This is a genomic window from Hymenobacter sp. 5317J-9 (genome assembly GCF_022921075.1).
Classification (GTDB): Bacteria; Bacteroidota; Bacteroidia; order Cytophagales; family Hymenobacteraceae; genus Hymenobacter.
Window position 1 is genome coordinate 4,683,247 of record NZ_CP095050.1, and the last position, 15,910, is coordinate 4,699,156.

Here is a 15,910-nt window from a genome sequence, read left to right on the forward strand (position 1 = left end):
GTGAGAAGGCCATCAGCGGCCCGGGAGCAAAGAAAAGCGGATTAATTGAGGATGACGAGTTTTTCGTATTTCGACGCCACGGTGCCTTTGCGCTGCGAGCGCACGCTGAGGCGGTACACGTATACGCCGCGGGCCAGCTGGTCGTCGTATTCGTCGCGGCCGTTCCAGCTGATGCTCTTGTTGTGCGGCTCGGTGCTGGGCACGGTGGCCGTGAGCGTGCGCACCAAGCGGCCCGAAACGGTGAAGATTTGCACCTGCACGTCGAGGTCGTCGGGTTCGCCGCCGGCCAGGTTGTGGTCGAACAGGAACGTAGTGCGGGTGGCAAACGGATTGGGGTAGTTCAGCACGTGGTCGATGGCCAGCTTCTCATCGGTGGCCACCACAAACTCAATGTCCTTCTCGGCCGAGTTGTTGTACGTGTCCCAGGCCTTGAGCGTGAGCGAGTGCGGCCCGTTGGCCAAGTCCTTGAACAGGTTGGTGACGCGCCCCTCGCGGAAGTTGCCCACGCTCGACACGAAGCTTTCGTTGAGCACCAGCAGCTTGTTGGGGTCGTGGTCGATGATGGCCGTGATGTCGTGCCCGATGCCCGCGCCGGTGGTGTTGATGCCGCTCGAGTCCTTGAGCTGGGCCAGCAGCGTGGTGTTGGGCGCCGTCAGGCCCCCAAACACGAACCGCTCGTTGTCCATAAACAGCGTAATGTCTGGCGGAATGGTGTCTTTCGGGGCATTGAGGGCGGCACCGCCCACCTGCTTCAGCTGGTAGCCGTTCGCGTCCACGCGGTTGGTGGGGTCGGAAGCGTACAGGCTGATTTTGCCAAGGCCCAGGTTGTAGTTGATGTCTTTGGGCACCACAAACGTCAGGTTGAACTCGCCGTTCACCACGTTGGCTTGGCCAGCATATACAATGCTTTCCTGCAGCACCACGTCGCGCGGGGCATCGGCGGGGTTGGTTGCTGCTTCGTCGCCCAGGGTTTTCACCGTGGTCGGCTTGTCGAAAATGGTCACTTGGGCGCGGCCGGTGAAGCCTGTGTTCGGGGCGCCGCCGTTGAGCACGCGGCCGTGCACCCGCACCCGGGCCAGGGCCTGCAGCACCGGCGCAGGCTGCCAGCGGCCGGCCACTCGTTCGTTCACGCTGTCGAGTATCACCGTTTGCCGGGGATAGGCCAGGGTCATGCTGGGGTCGGCCAACAGCGTGTAGTTGCGGTTGTTGAGGTCGGCCACCAGGCCGGGGCCGTGGAAGTCATTTTTGCTCATCATCACCACGGTACCAATGTTGGGCATTTTGCCGTTCAGAGGCTTCAGCACGCGGCGGAAGTAGGCATCGTTCAGACCGGCGTTCTGCCCGGCGTCCACCACGCGGGTGGTGGTGAACAGGCCAATGGCGCCGCCCGCGGCATTGTCGGTGAGGGCCTGCTCGCCGGCTGAGGTCAAATCCGGGTTGTCGAAAGCACTAAAATCGCAGGTACCCGTGGTAAAAAAGGTCAGATTGTTGGCATTGCGCAGGCCCATCACCGAGGCGTTGGTCAGAATCTGCTCGTCGGCCCAGCCTTTGGGGCCGCCGTGGCCCAGGTAGTTCACAATGAGCGAGCCCTGCTCCATCGACTGGTCGATGGCGAGGTTGGCCGCCGTGGAACGTTGGCCAGCCGCCACGGCCTGCTGCGGGTACAGGTCGAGGTATACCTTGTGCACGTTGTAGACCGGGGCCGAAGTTTGCACAATGTCGGCGATGTTGTCGGAGCCTTGGGTGTTGTTGATGAACAGGTTGCCCTCGCCGTCGTCCGACACCAGCGTGATGCGGTTGCGCCACTTGCCGTAGGCGGGCACCGCATCGTAGCTGATGATTTTATCCACCATTTTCTCGGCCTGGGTGATGATGCTTGACTTGCCGGACGGCATGCGCACCGGCAAGCGCCCCACGCCAATATCGAGCAGCTCGGCGCTGGCCGATTCGGCCCATTCGCCCTCGTTGTCATCGAGCAGGGCAAAATAATCGTCCGACGCGTAGCTGACCCCGCCGAAGTAGGGCGCCAGCGACTCGCGCGACTGGTACGTGGGCACGTAGTTCTGGTTAAAGGCGTCGAAATCGGCACTGGCGCGGAAGGGCACGCGGTTTTTCCACCAGCCCGGCTCAAAGTTGGGGTCGTTGTACGGGTCCGATTTGTAGTCGTACGAGGCGTCGCCGAACAGCAGCAACTGGATTTGCTTGCCAGCCGGCGACCGGTCATACAGCTGTTTCGCAAAGTCGCGAATGGCCGTCACGTCCTGCCCGCCCGAGCCGTACTCGTTGTATATCTGCGTGGTGGTCACCACGGCGGTGCGCAGTTGGTCGTGGCTGGCGCGGTGGTTGGCCAGGCGCGTGGCCGGGCCCATAAAGGCCGGGTGCGTCACAATCACCAAGTCGACCAGGGCCGCCGGGTTGCTGTTCAGGGCATGCAGGTTTTGATTGCTGACGCGGCCGAACTTTCGCACTTTTTTATCGAAAGCGCCATTTTCGCGGAAAGCCACAAACTCGCGCAAGGTGTCGGAAGGGGCTACGAACCGGTTGTTGCCGTCGAGCGCGCGCAAAACGGGGCGCCGGGGGTTGGTCACGTCCCACACCGTAGCGCCCGCGCCGTTGTCCAGCGCGTACTGGTTCAGGCGGCCCGCCCCGATGTTGCTGAGCGAACGAAACTCCAGCAGGTTGTCGGCCGGCAGCTTAATCTGACGCAGGGCATTGACTTCGAGATAGTCGAGGTAGCCGGTGGCGCTGGGGTCGACGCTCGAAAACGTGAGTTCCACGTCGAGCGCCGTGCCGGGATTGGCCAGGTACAACTGCCGGGTGGCGGTAGCGGTGGTGGCAATGGGAAAAAATGCCTGCGGCACCAGCGGGTCCAGGGGCTGGTTGCCCAGGCTGTTGCCATTGAGCGTGAGCTGAAAATTGCTGGGCGCCGAGCCACTGGCCAGCAATGCTGACGTGACCTGCACCGGCGAATTGGGCAACAAGTCGGGAATGGGAACGGTGCTGAACGTGAACTTCTGCACGCCGCCCGTGCGGAAGCCCTCGCCCACCCAGTTGCGCCCCGAGTGCAGCAGGTTCACCAGGTCGTGCTCGTAGAAAGCCCGGTACATAAACGACGTGATGACGCTGGGCGTGGTGCCGGCCGTAGGGGCCGGAGCGATGGGCACGCGCAAGCCGGGCCGGTTGTCCACGGTCACGAAGTAGTAGGCCGTGTCGGTGTAGATGTTGTTGCGGTGCCGGAACACGCCCCCGTCGGCAGCCCAGGTGTGCGGGCCGGGCGAGTAGAACAGGAAGTATTCGTTGGCGTCGAGCGTCGCGTCAGCATTGCCCACGAAGCGGATGTTGTTTTCCGCCAGGTCGTCTGGACGCGGCGTGGCACTGGGCTGCGGCAGAATGCCCATGGCATTGCCGTACAAATGCAGGTTGTTAGGGTTGATGTTGCCCGAAATGCCCAAATCGGCCAAAGCGGCTTTGTCGAGCTTATACACGCCGCTTTCGGCCACGCCCAGCTTGTACCAGTCGCCGCTGCGCAGCACCGACTGGCTGGCATACACGTGGGCCGGCGAGGCCGTGCCGCGGGCAGCCACGGCGCTGCCCGGTGCGTAGCGGTAGTCAAAGGACACCAGCCGCTCGGGCTGGCCGGTCTGGGGGTTGCGGCGGGCAGGGCGCAGGCTCAGGAACGTCACCGGGCGCTTCATCTCGGTGCCGGTGCGCAGCTGCGGGTCGGGCCCAGCGGGCAGCTTGCTGGCGTCGAACAGCCGGGCGTCGGCGTCGGAGAAAGGCTCGTACACCAGGTTGAGTAGCTCACCCTGGCTCACGGCGCCCCCGCTCAGGCGCATGCTGTACCAGCCTACCTGCTCATTCGGCGCGGGCTGGGCTTCGCTGAAAGTGGGCACCTTGCGCTTGCGGGCGCCAGTACCGGGCACCTCCGCGTAGCCGCCCCATTTAATGCTGCCGTGGTCGATGACCTGGCCGCCCGATTGGGCCCGCGCCGGCAGAGCCGCCTCCCACATACACCCGACAAACGCAACAAAGAGGAAAAAAGGACGCATACACGCTATGTTTTTTTAACACCTGCTGTGCGGTAGGTGGCTCACCGCCTGGTGGCTCCGCAACAGCACTGCCGGGCCCCAGGTTCACCCGGCAATGCCATCATAACAATCAATTACTCTAATTATTGCGGGGGCAGGCCGGCAATATTCCGATTTGCTGACGGCCTTGCTAGCGCGCGGCCGTTTTGGGCACCGAAAGCAGCACGTAGAGCAATACCACCAGCGGCACGGCCGCCGCCCGCAGCGCTAGCAATAATCCTGCCGCCAGCAACAGAAACAGGAAGCGGCGCCGGTTGTCGGCCCAGCGCAGGTTCTTAAACTTGAGGGCAAACAGCGGCAGCTCGGCCACCAGCAGCCCCGAAAGCAGCACCGTGAGTCCCAGCAGCACCAGCGGGTTCAGCACCAAGTCGCGCAGTCCAAACTGGTCGTGGGCCAGAATGAGGGGCAGCGAAGCCACCACCAGCGTGCACGCCGGCGTGGGCAGCCCAATGAATGACGTCGTCTGCCGCGTGTCGTTGTTGAACTTAGCTAGGCGCAGGGCTGAGAAAATGCTGACCATAAAGCCCATAAACGGCAGCCACGCCCAAAAGCCTGTGGGCGGCACGTAGTCCGTAAACTGCCGCTGAGCCACCTGGCTCAATAAAGTAAACAAAATGGCCCCCGGCACCACGCCAAACGACACCATGTCGGCCAGCGAATCCAGGTCCTTGCCAATGGCCGACGACACGCGCAGGGCCCGGGCCAGCAGGCCGTCGGCAAAGTCGGCCGCAGCAGCGGCGGCCACAAACCAGGCCCCCGTTTCCAGCCGTCCGGCAAAAATATTGGTGAGCGCCAGGCAGCCGCACAGCAGGTTGAGGCAGGTAACGGCGTTGGGCAGATGTCTTTTCAACGGGCAGTAAACAGTTAGTAGTGAACAGTTAGCAGCGAACAGTAATGGGGCACAAAATGGCGCTGTTTACTGCAAAAATGGGTTGGCGCGACGCTCTTCGCCGATGGTGGTGGCCGGGCCGTGGCCGGGGTACACCACGGTATCGTCGGGCAGGGTCATGAGCTCGGTTTCGATGCTGTGCAGCAGTTCGGCGTGGTTGCCGCCGGGCAGGTCGGTGCGCCCGATGCTGCGCTGAAACAGCACGTCGCCGCCAATGACCGTGGCCGTGGGCGCGTGGTAGAACACCACGTGGCCCGGCGCGTGGCCCGGGGCAAAGCGCACCTCCAGCTCGGTCTGGCCGAAGCGCACGGGCTGGCCCGCCACCAGCTCGCCGGTGGGTTCGGCCGGCTGGTACTGCGGGAAGCCGTAGTTGGCGGCGTAGGTGGGCACGGCCCGCAGCGTGGGCACGTCGAGGCGGTGCAGCAGGAAGGGCGTGCCCGGCCAGGTGCTGAGCACAAACTGGTTGCCGAGCACGTGGTCGATGTGGGCGTGGGTGTTCAGCAGCAGCGCTACCTGCAAGTTGTTGGTTTCGATATACCCCTGCAGGGCGCGCTGCTCGGCGGGCGCGTAGCAGCCGGGGTCCACGATGGCGACTTGGCGCGTGGCCTCGTCAATCAGCAGGTAGGTATTTTCGGAGAATGCGTTGAACGTGAAACCGGCGACCGTCATACAAAACAAGGTATCTGAGCAAGGCGGAAAGGTACGGCGCTTCCTTTAATAGCGGATTGAACATCCGCCCCTTTCGTCCGCTATTACGGCAAGCATCCTTACCTTGCCGGCCATGACGGACTGTGATTTTCTGGTGGTCGGCCACGGCATTGCGGGGGCCACGCTGACGTACGTGCTACGCCAGCGCGGACACCGCGTGCTCGTATACGACCCCGGCCAGGCTAACTCCGCCTCCAACGTGGCGGCCGGCCTCATGAACCCGGTGGCCGGCAAGCGCTTTGCCCTTTCCTGGCGCGCGGCCGAACTGCTGCCTTTTGCCGCCACGTTCTACCGCGAACTGGAGCAGCGCTACGGGCAGACTTTTTTCCACGAAACGCCGATTTTCAAGCTCTTCAACTCCCTCGAAGAGCAGAACGCCGTGCTGGCCCGCAGCGCCGACCAGCCCTGGGGCGGCTTCGTGGCCGGCCTCACCACCTCCGACCCGCACCTGCCGGGCGTGCATGCGCCCTTTGGCGGGGCCTGGCTGCAAGGCGGCGGGCACGTGGCCGTGCGCGAGCTGCTGGCCGCCCTGGCCGCCGAGGGCACCCGCGACGGCTGGCTGCAACCCGAAGCCTTTGATTGGAGCCAACTGGCCCCCGGCGAAGACGGCGCCACCTACGCCGGCCGGGTGCGGGCCCGCCACGTCATCTGCTGCGAGGGCGCGGCGGCCGTGCGCAACCCCTATTTTGGCTGGCTGCCGCTCACGCCCAACCAGGGCGACGTGCTGGATGTGGAATGTGCCGGCCTGGGCTCGGCCCAGGTGCTCAATCGCGGGGCCTACGTGGTGCCCTTGGGCGAGGGCCGCTTCCGGGTGGGCGCCACCTACCGCTGGCCGCCGTTTGCCGACGGGCCCACGGCCGTGGCGCGCGAAGAGCTGGCCGCCCGCCTGAGTGTCATCACCGACCTGCCGTTTGCGGTGCTGGGCCAGCGGGCAGGCGTGCGGCCCGCCGTGCGCGACCGGCGGCCGCTGCTGGGCCCCCACCCCACTGTGCCGGCGTTAAGCTTTTGCGGCGGCTATGGTTCCAAGGGCGTGATGCTGGCCCCGCGCTTGGCGGTGCTGCTGGCCGACAGCCTGGAAGGCCACGCCGAAATATGGCCTGATGCGAGCCTGCACCGCTACAACACGCTGCGGCCGGTTGGCGTAATTTGACTACTATTGGGCCCGGGCCCGACGCGGGGCCGGCGGGCCAAAAATCCACGGCGCAGAGATGGAACATTTTTGCGCTAAATGCCTTTACTTCAATCTACCCGGACGGGCCCTGGGCCGGGCGGAACCTTTCCCGGCCCCAGCGTACTTTTTAGCGTTACCGCGGACGAAAACCCGCTTTTGCTCGTTGCCTCTGTTATGACCATTCCCCTATTCGCGAAGCGCGCGCTCGGAGCCCTGGCGCTGTTGCTGCCGTTGCTCAGCCCCACCGGCGCCCGGGCCCAAACGGCGCAGGAGCCCTTTGGGCGGGTGCGCGTGCAATACAAGCAGTTCAACTGGCAGCAGCTGAGCACCCAGAATTTTAACGTGATGTACTACGAAGGCGGCCAGGCCAGTGCCCGGCGGGCCGCCGAGTACGCCGAAAAGGAGCTGCAGCGCATCACCTCGCTCATCGGCTATTATCCTTACTCGAAAACTACGCTGCTGTTTTACAACTCGGTGGGCGACCTGCGGCAGAGCAACATCGGCCTCACGGCCACGCTGCAGCAGGTGAACGGCGGCGAAACCCCGCTGGCCCGCATGAGCAAGGTGCAGATTGCCTTCGGCGGCCAGGAAACCGAGTTCAAGCGCGAGCTCAGCACCCAGATTACGCAGGTGCTGCTCAACGACATGATGTACGGCGGCTCCTTAAAGGAAGTGCTGCAGAGCAGCTACCTGCTGCAGTTGCCCGACTGGTTTATCGGCGGGGCATCGGCCTACGCGGCCGAGGGCTGGAGCGTGGACATGGACGGCTACATGCGCGACATGACCAAGCAGTACCCCACCGGCAACCGCACGGCGCCGTTTTTCCTGCGCAACTCCACGCTGGCCGGCCAAAGCATCTGGAACTACGTGGCCGAGCGCTACGGCTACACCACCATCCAGAACATTCTGAACCTGACGCGCATCACGCGCGACATTGAGGTGGGCATCAGTTCTTCGCTGAACGTGCCGTTCAAGGTGTTTCTGAAAGATTGGCTCACGTATTACCGCGACCTGAACGGCCAGCCCGTGGCCACGCTGGTGGAGCCGGACAAGAAGTTCCGCCAGGGCGGCCGCAACCGCCACGCCGATGTGTTTTCGCAACCCATCGTGAGCCCCAACGGCCGGCAGGTAGCTTATGCCCAGAACGAGGGCGGCCGCTACCGCGTGGTGGTGGTGGACCGCGACGGCAAGCACCGCCGCATCCTGAGCCGCGGCGGCTACAAGACTCCGGACCAGCAGGTTGAAACCCGCCTGCCCGTGCTGGCCTGGCGCGGCAACTCGCAGGTGGCCGTGGCCGAGATGACCCGCGGCGAAATGACCCTGCGCCTGCGCGACGCCGACGGCCGCGGGCTGGTGCGCCGCGTGCGCGAGGCCATTCGTTTCTCACGGCCGGCTTCGCTGTTCGAGGCGTATGACCAGATTCTGAGCATGAGCTACTCGCCCGATGGCAAGGCACTGGTGTTTAGCGCCGTGCGCAACGGGCAGAACGACATCTACCTGCTGCGAGCTGGCAGCCGCAAAGCCGAGCAGCTCACCGACGACTTGTTTGACGACGTGCAGCCGGTGTTTTTGCCCGGCGGCGAGGGCGTGGTGTTCAGCTCCAACCGCTACCTCGACTCGGCGGGCCGCGCCCGGCCGGCCACGTTCCAGAACGTGGTGAACAACTACGACCTGTTTGAATACCACCTCGACGGCCGCCCCATTCCGGTGGAAACGCTGGTGAGCACCATCTCAAACGAGACGCGCCCCCGCGCCATTTCCGACGAGGAAATTATGTACCTGGGCGAAGAGAGCGGCGTGCGGGCCCTGTACCGCTACTCGCTCAAAACCAAGCAGCGCACCATTCTGACCAACTGGCTGCCCAACACGCAGGATTTTGACTACAGCCCGCAGTCGTCGGCGCTGGTGTTTGTGGCGCCGGCCCAGTCGCGCGACATCCTCTACCTCTACCCCGAGTACCCGCTCACGAATTCGTTTCCGCTCACCAAAACGGCCCGCCAGCAGACGCTGGAAGACCGGTCGGCGCCCCCGCGGGCCGCGGCCGCCCCCAAGCCGGCACCCGCGCCCGCCCCGGCCCCTGTAACCAGCGCTGTTACCGGTGCGGCCGACTCCACGGCTGCCACGCCCGGCGCTGCCGCCCGCAAAGCCGCCGGCAGCACCGTGAACACGAGCGACTACCAGTTTGAAGAAGATGAGCCGGCCGCCCAGCCCTCGCAGACCCGCCGGCGGCGCCTCACGCCCACGGCGGCATCTACGGCCGCGGCGGCCGCTACCCAGGCACAAGCCACTACCCCGCTCAGCGGCCCGTTCCGCTACGACACGCGCTTCATGGCCGACAACGTGTCGACGGCCCTGTACATGGACCCGCTGCTGGGGCTGGGACTGCAGTTTAAAGCAGCGCTCACCGACGTGCTGGAAAACCAGCGCATCGACGCCAGCCTGTTTGGCTTGTTTGACTTGCGCACCAGCAACATCCGGGCGCAGTACACCAACCTCACGCACCGCTACGACTGGAGCGTGGCCTATCAGAAACAGGCTTATTTCTTCGACCTGAGCTCGGGCCGCTTCCGCTACGGCCGGCACGAGGTGGCGCCCAACATTGCCTACCCCCTCACCCACAACCTGAGCGTGCGCGGCGGCCCCCGCTTCGTAAACATTTCCAGCACCCAGCTGGGCGATGCCTCGACCGAAAACGACGTGAGCACCAACTACGTGGGCTACAACGGCGAAATAGTGTTCGACAACAGCATCAACACCGGCGTGAACATGGTGGTGGGCACGCGCCTGAAAGCCGGGGTGCTGAACCTGACCAATATCAACGACAAGAGCCTGAGCTTTGGCAAGTTCGTGGTTGACCTGCGGCACTACCAGAAAATCAGCCGCTCCATTATCTGGGCCAACCGGGCCAGCTACGGACAGTTCTTCGGCCCTCGCGCCCAGGTGTTTCGCATCGGCGGCATGGACGACTGGCTGATTAACGCCGAATACGCCCAGAGCCGCTTCCTGCCCACCTACTCGGCCGCCGACCAGGTGATGAACCAGGAATTCGTGACCAACCTGCGCGGCTTCAACTACAGCGCCCGCAGTGGCCCGCGCTACGTGCTGTTCAACAGCGAGCTGCGCATTCCCATTGTGCAGTACTTCGCGCGGCGGCCCATCTACTCGGGCTTTTTCCGCAACCTGCAGCTCACCGGCTTTGCCGACGCGGGCACGGCCTACTCCGGCACCAACCCCTTCGGCCTCGACAACTCGGCCAACACCGTGAAGGTGGTGCCCTCGGGCAACTACTTCTCGGCCACGGTTATCAACTTCCGCAACCCCTTCCTGGTGGGCTACGGCGTGGGCGCCCGCACCACGTTGCTGGGCTTCTACGGCAAGATGGACGTGGCCTGGGGCCAGGAAGACTACGTGACCAAAGGCCCGAAATTCTACTTTACGCTGGGCTACGATTTTTAACGGGCTTTGCGTAGCGGCTAACCGCTGACAGTTTCAAAAAAGGCTCCTGGCTTGATTGCCAGAAGCCTTTTTTGCATTCGTGGCTGCGCCCGGCTTAAATTCCGTTATTTGCATATCTCCACCCACACTCCTTTCCGCTATGAGAAACCTGCTACTTCCCGGCCTGGTGCTGGCCCTTTCGGCATCCAGCGCCAGCGCGCAATACCAGACGCCCGGCACCGGCGTGCGCTGGACCCTGGCCCAACTGGCCGCCGCCACCGGCTCCAACGTGGTGCTGACCAGCCCCGGCGTGTACGCCGTGAACGGCAACCTGCGCCTGAGTCCCACCGACACGCTCACCATCGGCACCAACGCCACGCTGCGGGTGGCGGCGGCGGCCCTGGTCACCGTGGACGGTGTGCTGCTGGTGAACCCGCGCGACTCGGTGAAAATCACGGCTCAGGCCAGTACGGCCCCGTTCAGTGGCCTCACGTTTTCGGCCACCAGCCAGGGTTCGCGGCTGCGCAAAACCATTGTGGAGTACGGCGGCGGCATCCGCATTCTCGATAATGACCTGCTGCTCGACAGCTGCGTGGTGCGCTACCAAGTGGCGCGCATTGGCACCACCAGCACCAATAGCGGCGCCATCAGCCCCTCGGGCGGAGCACCGCGCATTCTCAATTGCCGCATTTATGAGAATGCCCGCGCCGGCGTTCAAAGCCCTTCCAACCGCAACACGTCGCCGGTGATTCAGAACTGCCTGTTCCGGCACAACGACACCGAAAACGCCAATACGCCGCAAATCAACCTGGGCATTGGCGGTGCCACGCCCATTATCATTGAGCGCTGCCTGGTTATCGGCGGGCCTTACAACATGGCCGGGGGCGTGGCGGTATCCAATCTGCTGGGCACGGCCGGCACCACGCAGGTGCGCATTCGTCAAAACCGCATCGCCAACAACCGCTACGGCATTGCGCTGCAGGGCCCAGGCATTCAGGCCGTCATCGTCCGCAACGTCATCGAAAACAACAACATCAACCCCAACGCGCAGACCGGCGGCAGCGGTATCAACCTGGTGGGCAACGCCACCCTCACCGGCGTGGCCAGCCGCAACGTGCTGCGCGGCAACCTCTGGGGCGTAACCGTGCTGCGGACTTCCAGCACGAGCACCAATCCCGGCCCCAGCATGAGCTTCGGCGATGCCAGCAGCACCGACAGCCTGAACGTGGGCCGCAACCTGCTCTACAACAACGGCAATGGCGGCCAGGTGTACGACTTCTACCTGAACATGCCCGATAACATGCTGGCCCAGAACAACGACTGGGGCACCAACTCGCTGACCGTGGTGGAGAGCCACGTGGTGCACCAGGTAGACCAACCGGCGCTGGGTTTGCTTAATTTTCAGCCCATCCGGCAAACCGTAGTGCTGGGCACCCGCTCTGCCGCCCCCCCCTTGGCGGTGAGCCTTTACCCCAGCCCCGTGCGCGACGTGCTGACCGTGAGCCTGCCCGCCAGCGCGCCCGCCACCCTGCGGCTGCGCGACGCGCTGGGCCGCGTGGCCTACACTGCCACCCAAACGCCCGCCAACGGCCTTTTGGCCGTGCCCGTGGCCGGCCTCGCGCCGGGCCTCTACGTACTGGAAGTGACCCAGCAAGGCCAAACCGCCACGGCAAAAGTGCCGGTGGGGGAATAATTCGGGTCGGGGCTGGCGTATCTTTGCGGCCCGAATTCATCCCTCCGGCCGTGCCCCTGCTCCGCGAAATCACTACCCTGTTAGCCAAAGACTTCCGCCTCGAATGGCGGCAGCGCGCGGCGCTGGGCGGGCTGCTGCTCTACGTGGGCAGCACGGTGTTTGTGTGCTTCCTGAGCTTCAGCCTGCGCGGCGGCACGCCCCCGCCACCGGCCTGGAACGCGCTGCTGTGGGTCATTCTGCTGTTTGCGGCCATCAATGCGGTGGCCAAGGGCTTTATGCAGGAAAGCGCCGGGCAGCGGCTCTACTACTACACGCTGGTGCGGCCCCAGGCCGTCATTCTGGCCAAGATGCTCTACAACGCCCTGCTGCTGACGGCGGTGGCGCTGCTGGGACTGTTTTTGTACACGGTTTTTCTCGGCAATCCCATTCAGAGCCCCGGCCTGTTTGTGGCCAACCTGCTGCTGGGCGCCGTGGGCTTTGCCACCACGCTCACGCTGGTGTCGGGCATTGCGGCCAAGGCCGGCGGCAACGGCGCCACGCTCATGGCCGTGCTCGGTTTCCCCATCATGGTGCCCATGCTGCTGCTGCTCATCAAAGTGAGCAAAAACGCCTTGGACGGGTTAGACTGGAGCGTGAGCCAAAGCTCGGTGCTGACGCTGGTGGCATTGAATATGATAGTGGGCGCGACGTCCTACCTGCTGTTTCCTTTTTTGTGGCGCGGCTAATTCACTGATTTATTATGAGTACAGCGGCAATAGTTGGCAGTTTGTCCGGCATCGTGATGACGGTGGCCGGCGTGTGGGGTGGCCAGTTCCTCATCGAGCAACGCACGTCGGGCGTGGTGTGGAAATCCATTACCGTGCTGCTCCTGCTGGGCGCTTCGGCAGTAGGCATTCTGATTGCGGTGCCGCGGCTGCCCATCGTGAACGAGAGCATCCGGAACCTGTTTTTCCACGTGCCCATGTGGTTTTCCATGATTATGGTGCTGCTGGTGTCGGTGTGGTATTCCATCCGCTACCTGCGCAATCCGAGCGAACGGCTCGATGTACTGGCCCACGAGTCGGCCAAAACCGGCATCGTGCTGGGCCTGCTGGGCCTGGCCACGGGCAGCCTGTGGGCGCGCTTCACCTGGGGTGCGTGGTGGACGCCCGACCCGCGCCTGAACGGCGCGGCCGTGGCCATGCTCATCTACGGCGCTTACCTGGTGCTGCGCGGCTCGTTCCGCGACGAGCAACAGCGGGCCCGTGTGTCGGCCATCTACAACATTTTCGCGTTTGCGGCGGCCATTCCGCTGCTGTTTGTGCTGCCGCGCCTGAGCGGCCCTTCGCTGCACCCCGGCCAGACCGGCAACCCCGGCTTCAACCAGTACGACCTCGACAACACCATGCGGCAGGTGTTTTACCCCGCCGTCATCGGCTGGATTTTGTTTGCCTTCTGGCTCACCCAGGTCAGCAGCCGTTTTGCTTTCCTGAAATTGAAACACGATGAAAATTAAGCTCTCGCCGCGCCCCGCGGCCCTGTTCCTGTTGCTGATGACGTGGCTGCTCAGCGCCGCCAACGCTTTTGCCCAAACGCCAGTGGCCGAGCCCGAAATGGCCGACAGCCTGCGCGCCAACGGCAAAATCTACGTGGTGGTGGCCGTGGTGGTCGTCATTGTGGCGGGCCTGCTGCTCTACCTCATTTCGCTCGACCGCAAGGTGAGCCGCCTCGAGCAGGAAATAAAAAAATAGCCGGGCACCAGCCGCCCGCTTGCACTGTTACCAACCCGACGAGCTACCCGAAGTCGCACCAACTCTCTTCCCGTAAGTCGTTTCAATTCGTGCTTTTATGAAGAAGTCGCACATTTTCATCATGGCCATCATTGCGGTGGCCGCCGCCATCATCCTCAGCACCACCGCCGATGCCAGCGTGTACGTTGGCTTTGGCGAGGCTCGCCAGCGGGCCGCCGAGGGCAACACCACCAAGGTGCACGTGGTAGGCAAGCTGCCGCGCGATGCCGCGAAGCAGCCCATGGGCCTGGAATATGACCCCATGACGGACCCCAACTACTTCGCCTTCACGCTGGTAGACACCCTACATGTGGCCCAGCGCGTGGTGTACAACAACCCCAAGCCCCAGGATTTCGACGCTTCAGAGCAAGTGGTGATTACCGGCTGCATGAAAGGCAACGTCTTCATGGCTGACAACATCCTGTTGAAGTGCCCCAGTAAGTACGTGAAGAAGGATTTGAACCAAGGCGCCACGGCTTCCGTCAAGTAAGCGTCCTTGCTCAGCAGCCCAGGAACGGTCATGCAGAGCGCAGCGAAGCATCTCTACCGCGCAACGAAATCAATTGATTTAGTGGTGCCGGGCAAGATGCTGCGCTGCGCTCTGCATGACGTTCTGTTTTGGGCCTGCTGCCTGCTCCTCCTCGCAGCTTCCGCCCCTATTGCCGCAGCCCAGGTCTCGAACGACAACATTGAGAACCGGCGCGTGCTGCAAGCCGAGCAACTCATCACCTCCAACACCACCGGCTGCACCGTGCAGCGTAGCTGCGTAGATGAGCGCCTGACCGGCAAGTGCATCGAATACCACAACGACCAGTGGTTTGAGTTTACGCCGAAAGCCTCGGGCCGCTATTTTATCAACATTGGTGGCCAAAAATGCCGCGACGTGCGCGGGGTGCAGCTCGTGGTGCTCACGGGCACGCCCTGCCAGCCAGCCACCTACCGCGTCCTGAGCTGCACTTCGCTTGGCACCCAGGACGACGTATTTGTGACACTGGACTCGCTGCGCGCCGGCCGGTCTTACCTGCTCGATGTGGACGGCTACCTGAAGGATTTTTGCCAGTTCTCGCTGCAGGTCAGCCGCCAGCCGGTGGGCATGCCCGTCAGCTATTTCCCGCCCAACCCCACGCGCGTGCTGCCCACCGCCAGCCACGTGGTCGAGCTCACCTGGACGCTGCCCGACTCGCTGGCCGCCGCGCCCGCCTGCCGGGTGCTGCGCCGCGAGGTGCACGAGTACCGCAGCAGTGAGGTGCGGCAGGTGCCGGTGCAGCGCGATACCTACGGCCAGCCGGCGCTGACTTACACCGTAACCGACACGCTGCCTGGTCCCGGCACCTACGATTACCAGGTGGTGACCACGCAGGCAGCGGGCAGCCCGCCGCCGGTGCGCCTGCGGCAGTGGTGGTACGGCTACGGCGAAGCGCCCGCCGTGCCCGGCACCAGCCCCACCCGCGCCGTGGTAGAGCTGCCGCTGCGCAAATACCCGAACAAAGCGCGCCTCTCAGTGGTCGTTACCAACCCGGCCAGCGGGCAGGTGCTGCTTTCGCGCCAGCTCGTCAATCAGCCCAACGACCCGCGACAGGCCGAGCTGCCCATGCGCCGGTGGCAGGAGGCCGGTTTAGAAAAAATTGCCGTCGAAATCACGTGCCATCCGCCGCGGGGCGCCTTTTTCGTCGATAAGTTGTTATTAGCCCTGCCAGCTCCGGCGGCGCGGCGGTAAATTTGCCTTTTCCATGACAACGCTCGACTCTTCTTTGCTCACTCGCTGCACCCTGGCCCTCGACCGGGCAGTGGTGCTCTTGCAGCAGAGCGCGCCCGATTCGGTGGAGTACGAGTTGTATCGTTCGGCCTGCGTGAAAGAGTTTGAAATCATCATTGAGCAAGCCGGAAAGCTGCTGAAAAAGGCCCTGCGGCCGTATTTCGCTTCGCCCCGGCAGGCCGATGCGCTGGTCTACAAAGACCTGTTTCGGGCCGCGGCGCAGCACGGACTGCTGTCCCTCGACGCAACTGAGCGGTGGTTGTTGTATCGCGACAACCGCAACACCACGGCCCACGACTACGGCGTCGGGTTTGCCGAAGCCACGCTGAAACTCCTGCCGCAGTTCGTGGCCGATGCCACGGCCCTGGCGCAACTTCTTCACGGCAAACCACTTTCCTGAC

12 protein-coding genes are annotated in these 15,910 nt (G+C 63.8%); 9 read left to right on the forward strand and 3 right to left on the reverse strand.

The window, feature by feature from the left end:
* Nucleotides 1-41 precede the first annotated feature (41 nt).
* The 3 genes from porU to MUN81_RS19650 form a co-directional block, all read right to left on the reverse strand.
* Nucleotides 42-4,010 carry a type IX secretion system sortase PorU gene (gene porU, locus MUN81_RS19640; RefSeq protein ID WP_245113624.1) on the reverse strand — a complete coding sequence of 1,323 codons (3,969 nt, stop codon included), beginning with the start codon at nucleotides 4,008-4,010 and terminating at the stop codon, nucleotides 42-44.
* A gap of 208 nt (nucleotides 4,011-4,218) precedes the next feature.
* Nucleotides 4,219-4,938: a CDP-alcohol phosphatidyltransferase family protein gene (locus MUN81_RS19645; RefSeq protein WP_245113626.1), complete on the reverse strand. Its 720-nt coding sequence runs from the start codon at nucleotides 4,936-4,938 to the stop codon at nucleotides 4,219-4,221.
* Nucleotides 4,939-5,004: 66 nt separating this feature from the next.
* Nucleotides 5,005-5,646: an MBL fold metallo-hydrolase gene (locus tag MUN81_RS19650; RefSeq protein WP_245113628.1), complete on the reverse strand. Its 642-nt coding sequence runs from the start codon at nucleotides 5,644-5,646 to the stop codon at nucleotides 5,005-5,007.
* Between the two features lie 112 nt (nucleotides 5,647-5,758).
* Between MUN81_RS19650 and MUN81_RS19655 the strand changes: the two genes are divergently transcribed.
* The 9 genes from MUN81_RS19655 (at nucleotide 5,759) to MUN81_RS19695 (ending at nucleotide 15,909) form a co-directional block, all read left to right on the forward strand.
* Nucleotides 5,759-6,835 carry an FAD-binding oxidoreductase gene (locus MUN81_RS19655; protein ID WP_245113630.1) on the forward strand — a complete coding sequence of 359 codons (1,077 nt, stop codon included), beginning with the start codon at nucleotides 5,759-5,761 and terminating at the stop codon, nucleotides 6,833-6,835.
* 195 nt (nucleotides 6,836-7,030) lie between these two features.
* Nucleotides 7,031-10,312, forward strand: coding sequence for a hypothetical protein (locus MUN81_RS19660; RefSeq protein WP_245113632.1), 3,282 nt, complete (start codon nucleotides 7,031-7,033; stop codon nucleotides 10,310-10,312).
* 139 nt (nucleotides 10,313-10,451) lie between these two features.
* Nucleotides 10,452-11,984: a T9SS type A sorting domain-containing protein gene (locus tag MUN81_RS19665; RefSeq protein ID WP_245113639.1), complete on the forward strand. Its 1,533-nt coding sequence runs from the start codon at nucleotides 10,452-10,454 to the stop codon at nucleotides 11,982-11,984.
* Between the two features lie 56 nt (nucleotides 11,985-12,040).
* A complete protein-coding gene (locus MUN81_RS19670) occupies nucleotides 12,041-12,709 on the forward strand; it encodes a heme exporter protein CcmB (protein WP_245117423.1) in 669 nt (222 codons plus the stop codon).
* Nucleotides 12,710-12,723: 14 nt separating this feature from the next.
* Nucleotides 12,724-13,479 (forward strand): cytochrome c biogenesis protein CcsA, encoded by a 756-nt coding sequence (gene ccsA / locus MUN81_RS19675; protein WP_245113641.1) that lies wholly within the window; start codon nucleotides 12,724-12,726, stop codon nucleotides 13,477-13,479.
* Nucleotides 13,469-13,714, forward strand: a complete 246-nt coding sequence (locus tag MUN81_RS19680) for a CcmD family protein (RefSeq protein ID WP_245113642.1) — start codon at nucleotides 13,469-13,471, stop codon at nucleotides 13,712-13,714. Before ccsA ends, MUN81_RS19680 begins: the two co-directional genes overlap by 11 nt.
* 97 nt (nucleotides 13,715-13,811) lie before the next feature.
* Nucleotides 13,812-14,243 carry a cytochrome c maturation protein CcmE gene (locus MUN81_RS19685; protein ID WP_190922710.1) on the forward strand — a complete coding sequence of 144 codons (432 nt, stop codon included), beginning with the start codon at nucleotides 13,812-13,814 and terminating at the stop codon, nucleotides 14,241-14,243.
* 96 nt (nucleotides 14,244-14,339) lie between these two features.
* A complete protein-coding gene (locus MUN81_RS19690) occupies nucleotides 14,340-15,470 on the forward strand; it encodes a hypothetical protein (protein ID WP_245113644.1) in 1,131 nt (376 codons plus the stop codon).
* Nucleotides 15,471-15,483: 13 nt separating this feature from the next.
* Complete coding sequence (locus MUN81_RS19695; RefSeq protein WP_245113646.1) at nucleotides 15,484-15,909, forward strand: nucleotidyltransferase substrate binding protein; 426 nt, start codon at nucleotides 15,484-15,486, stop codon at nucleotides 15,907-15,909.
* Nucleotide 15,910: the final 1 nt, after the last annotated feature.

What these genes read in the sequence shown, in the direction of transcription:
- porU (WP_245113624.1), bottom strand. Translation starts at nt 4,010, where the DNA reads ATGTGGGAGGCGGCTCTGCCGGCGCGGGCCCAATCGGGCGGCCAGGTC.
- MUN81_RS19650 (WP_245113628.1), bottom strand. Translation starts at nt 5,646, where the DNA reads ATGACGGTCGCCGGTTTCACGTTCAACGCATTCTCCGAAAATACCTAC.
- MUN81_RS19655 (WP_245113630.1), top strand. Translation starts at nt 5,759, where the DNA reads ATGACGGACTGTGATTTTCTGGTGGTCGGCCACGGCATTGCGGGGGCC.
- MUN81_RS19660 (WP_245113632.1), top strand. Translation starts at nt 7,031, where the DNA reads ATGACCATTCCCCTATTCGCGAAGCGCGCGCTCGGAGCCCTGGCGCTG.
- MUN81_RS19665 (WP_245113639.1), top strand. Translation starts at nt 10,452, where the DNA reads ATGAGAAACCTGCTACTTCCCGGCCTGGTGCTGGCCCTTTCGGCATCC.
- ccsA (WP_245113641.1), top strand. Translation starts at nt 12,724, where the DNA reads ATGAGTACAGCGGCAATAGTTGGCAGTTTGTCCGGCATCGTGATGACG.
- MUN81_RS19680 (WP_245113642.1), top strand. Translation starts at nt 13,469, where the DNA reads ATGAAAATTAAGCTCTCGCCGCGCCCCGCGGCCCTGTTCCTGTTGCTG.
- MUN81_RS19685 (WP_190922710.1), top strand. Translation starts at nt 13,812, where the DNA reads ATGAAGAAGTCGCACATTTTCATCATGGCCATCATTGCGGTGGCCGCC.
- MUN81_RS19690 (WP_245113644.1), top strand. Translation starts at nt 14,340, where the DNA reads ATGCTGCGCTGCGCTCTGCATGACGTTCTGTTTTGGGCCTGCTGCCTG.
- MUN81_RS19695 (WP_245113646.1), top strand. Translation starts at nt 15,484, where the DNA reads ATGACAACGCTCGACTCTTCTTTGCTCACTCGCTGCACCCTGGCCCTC.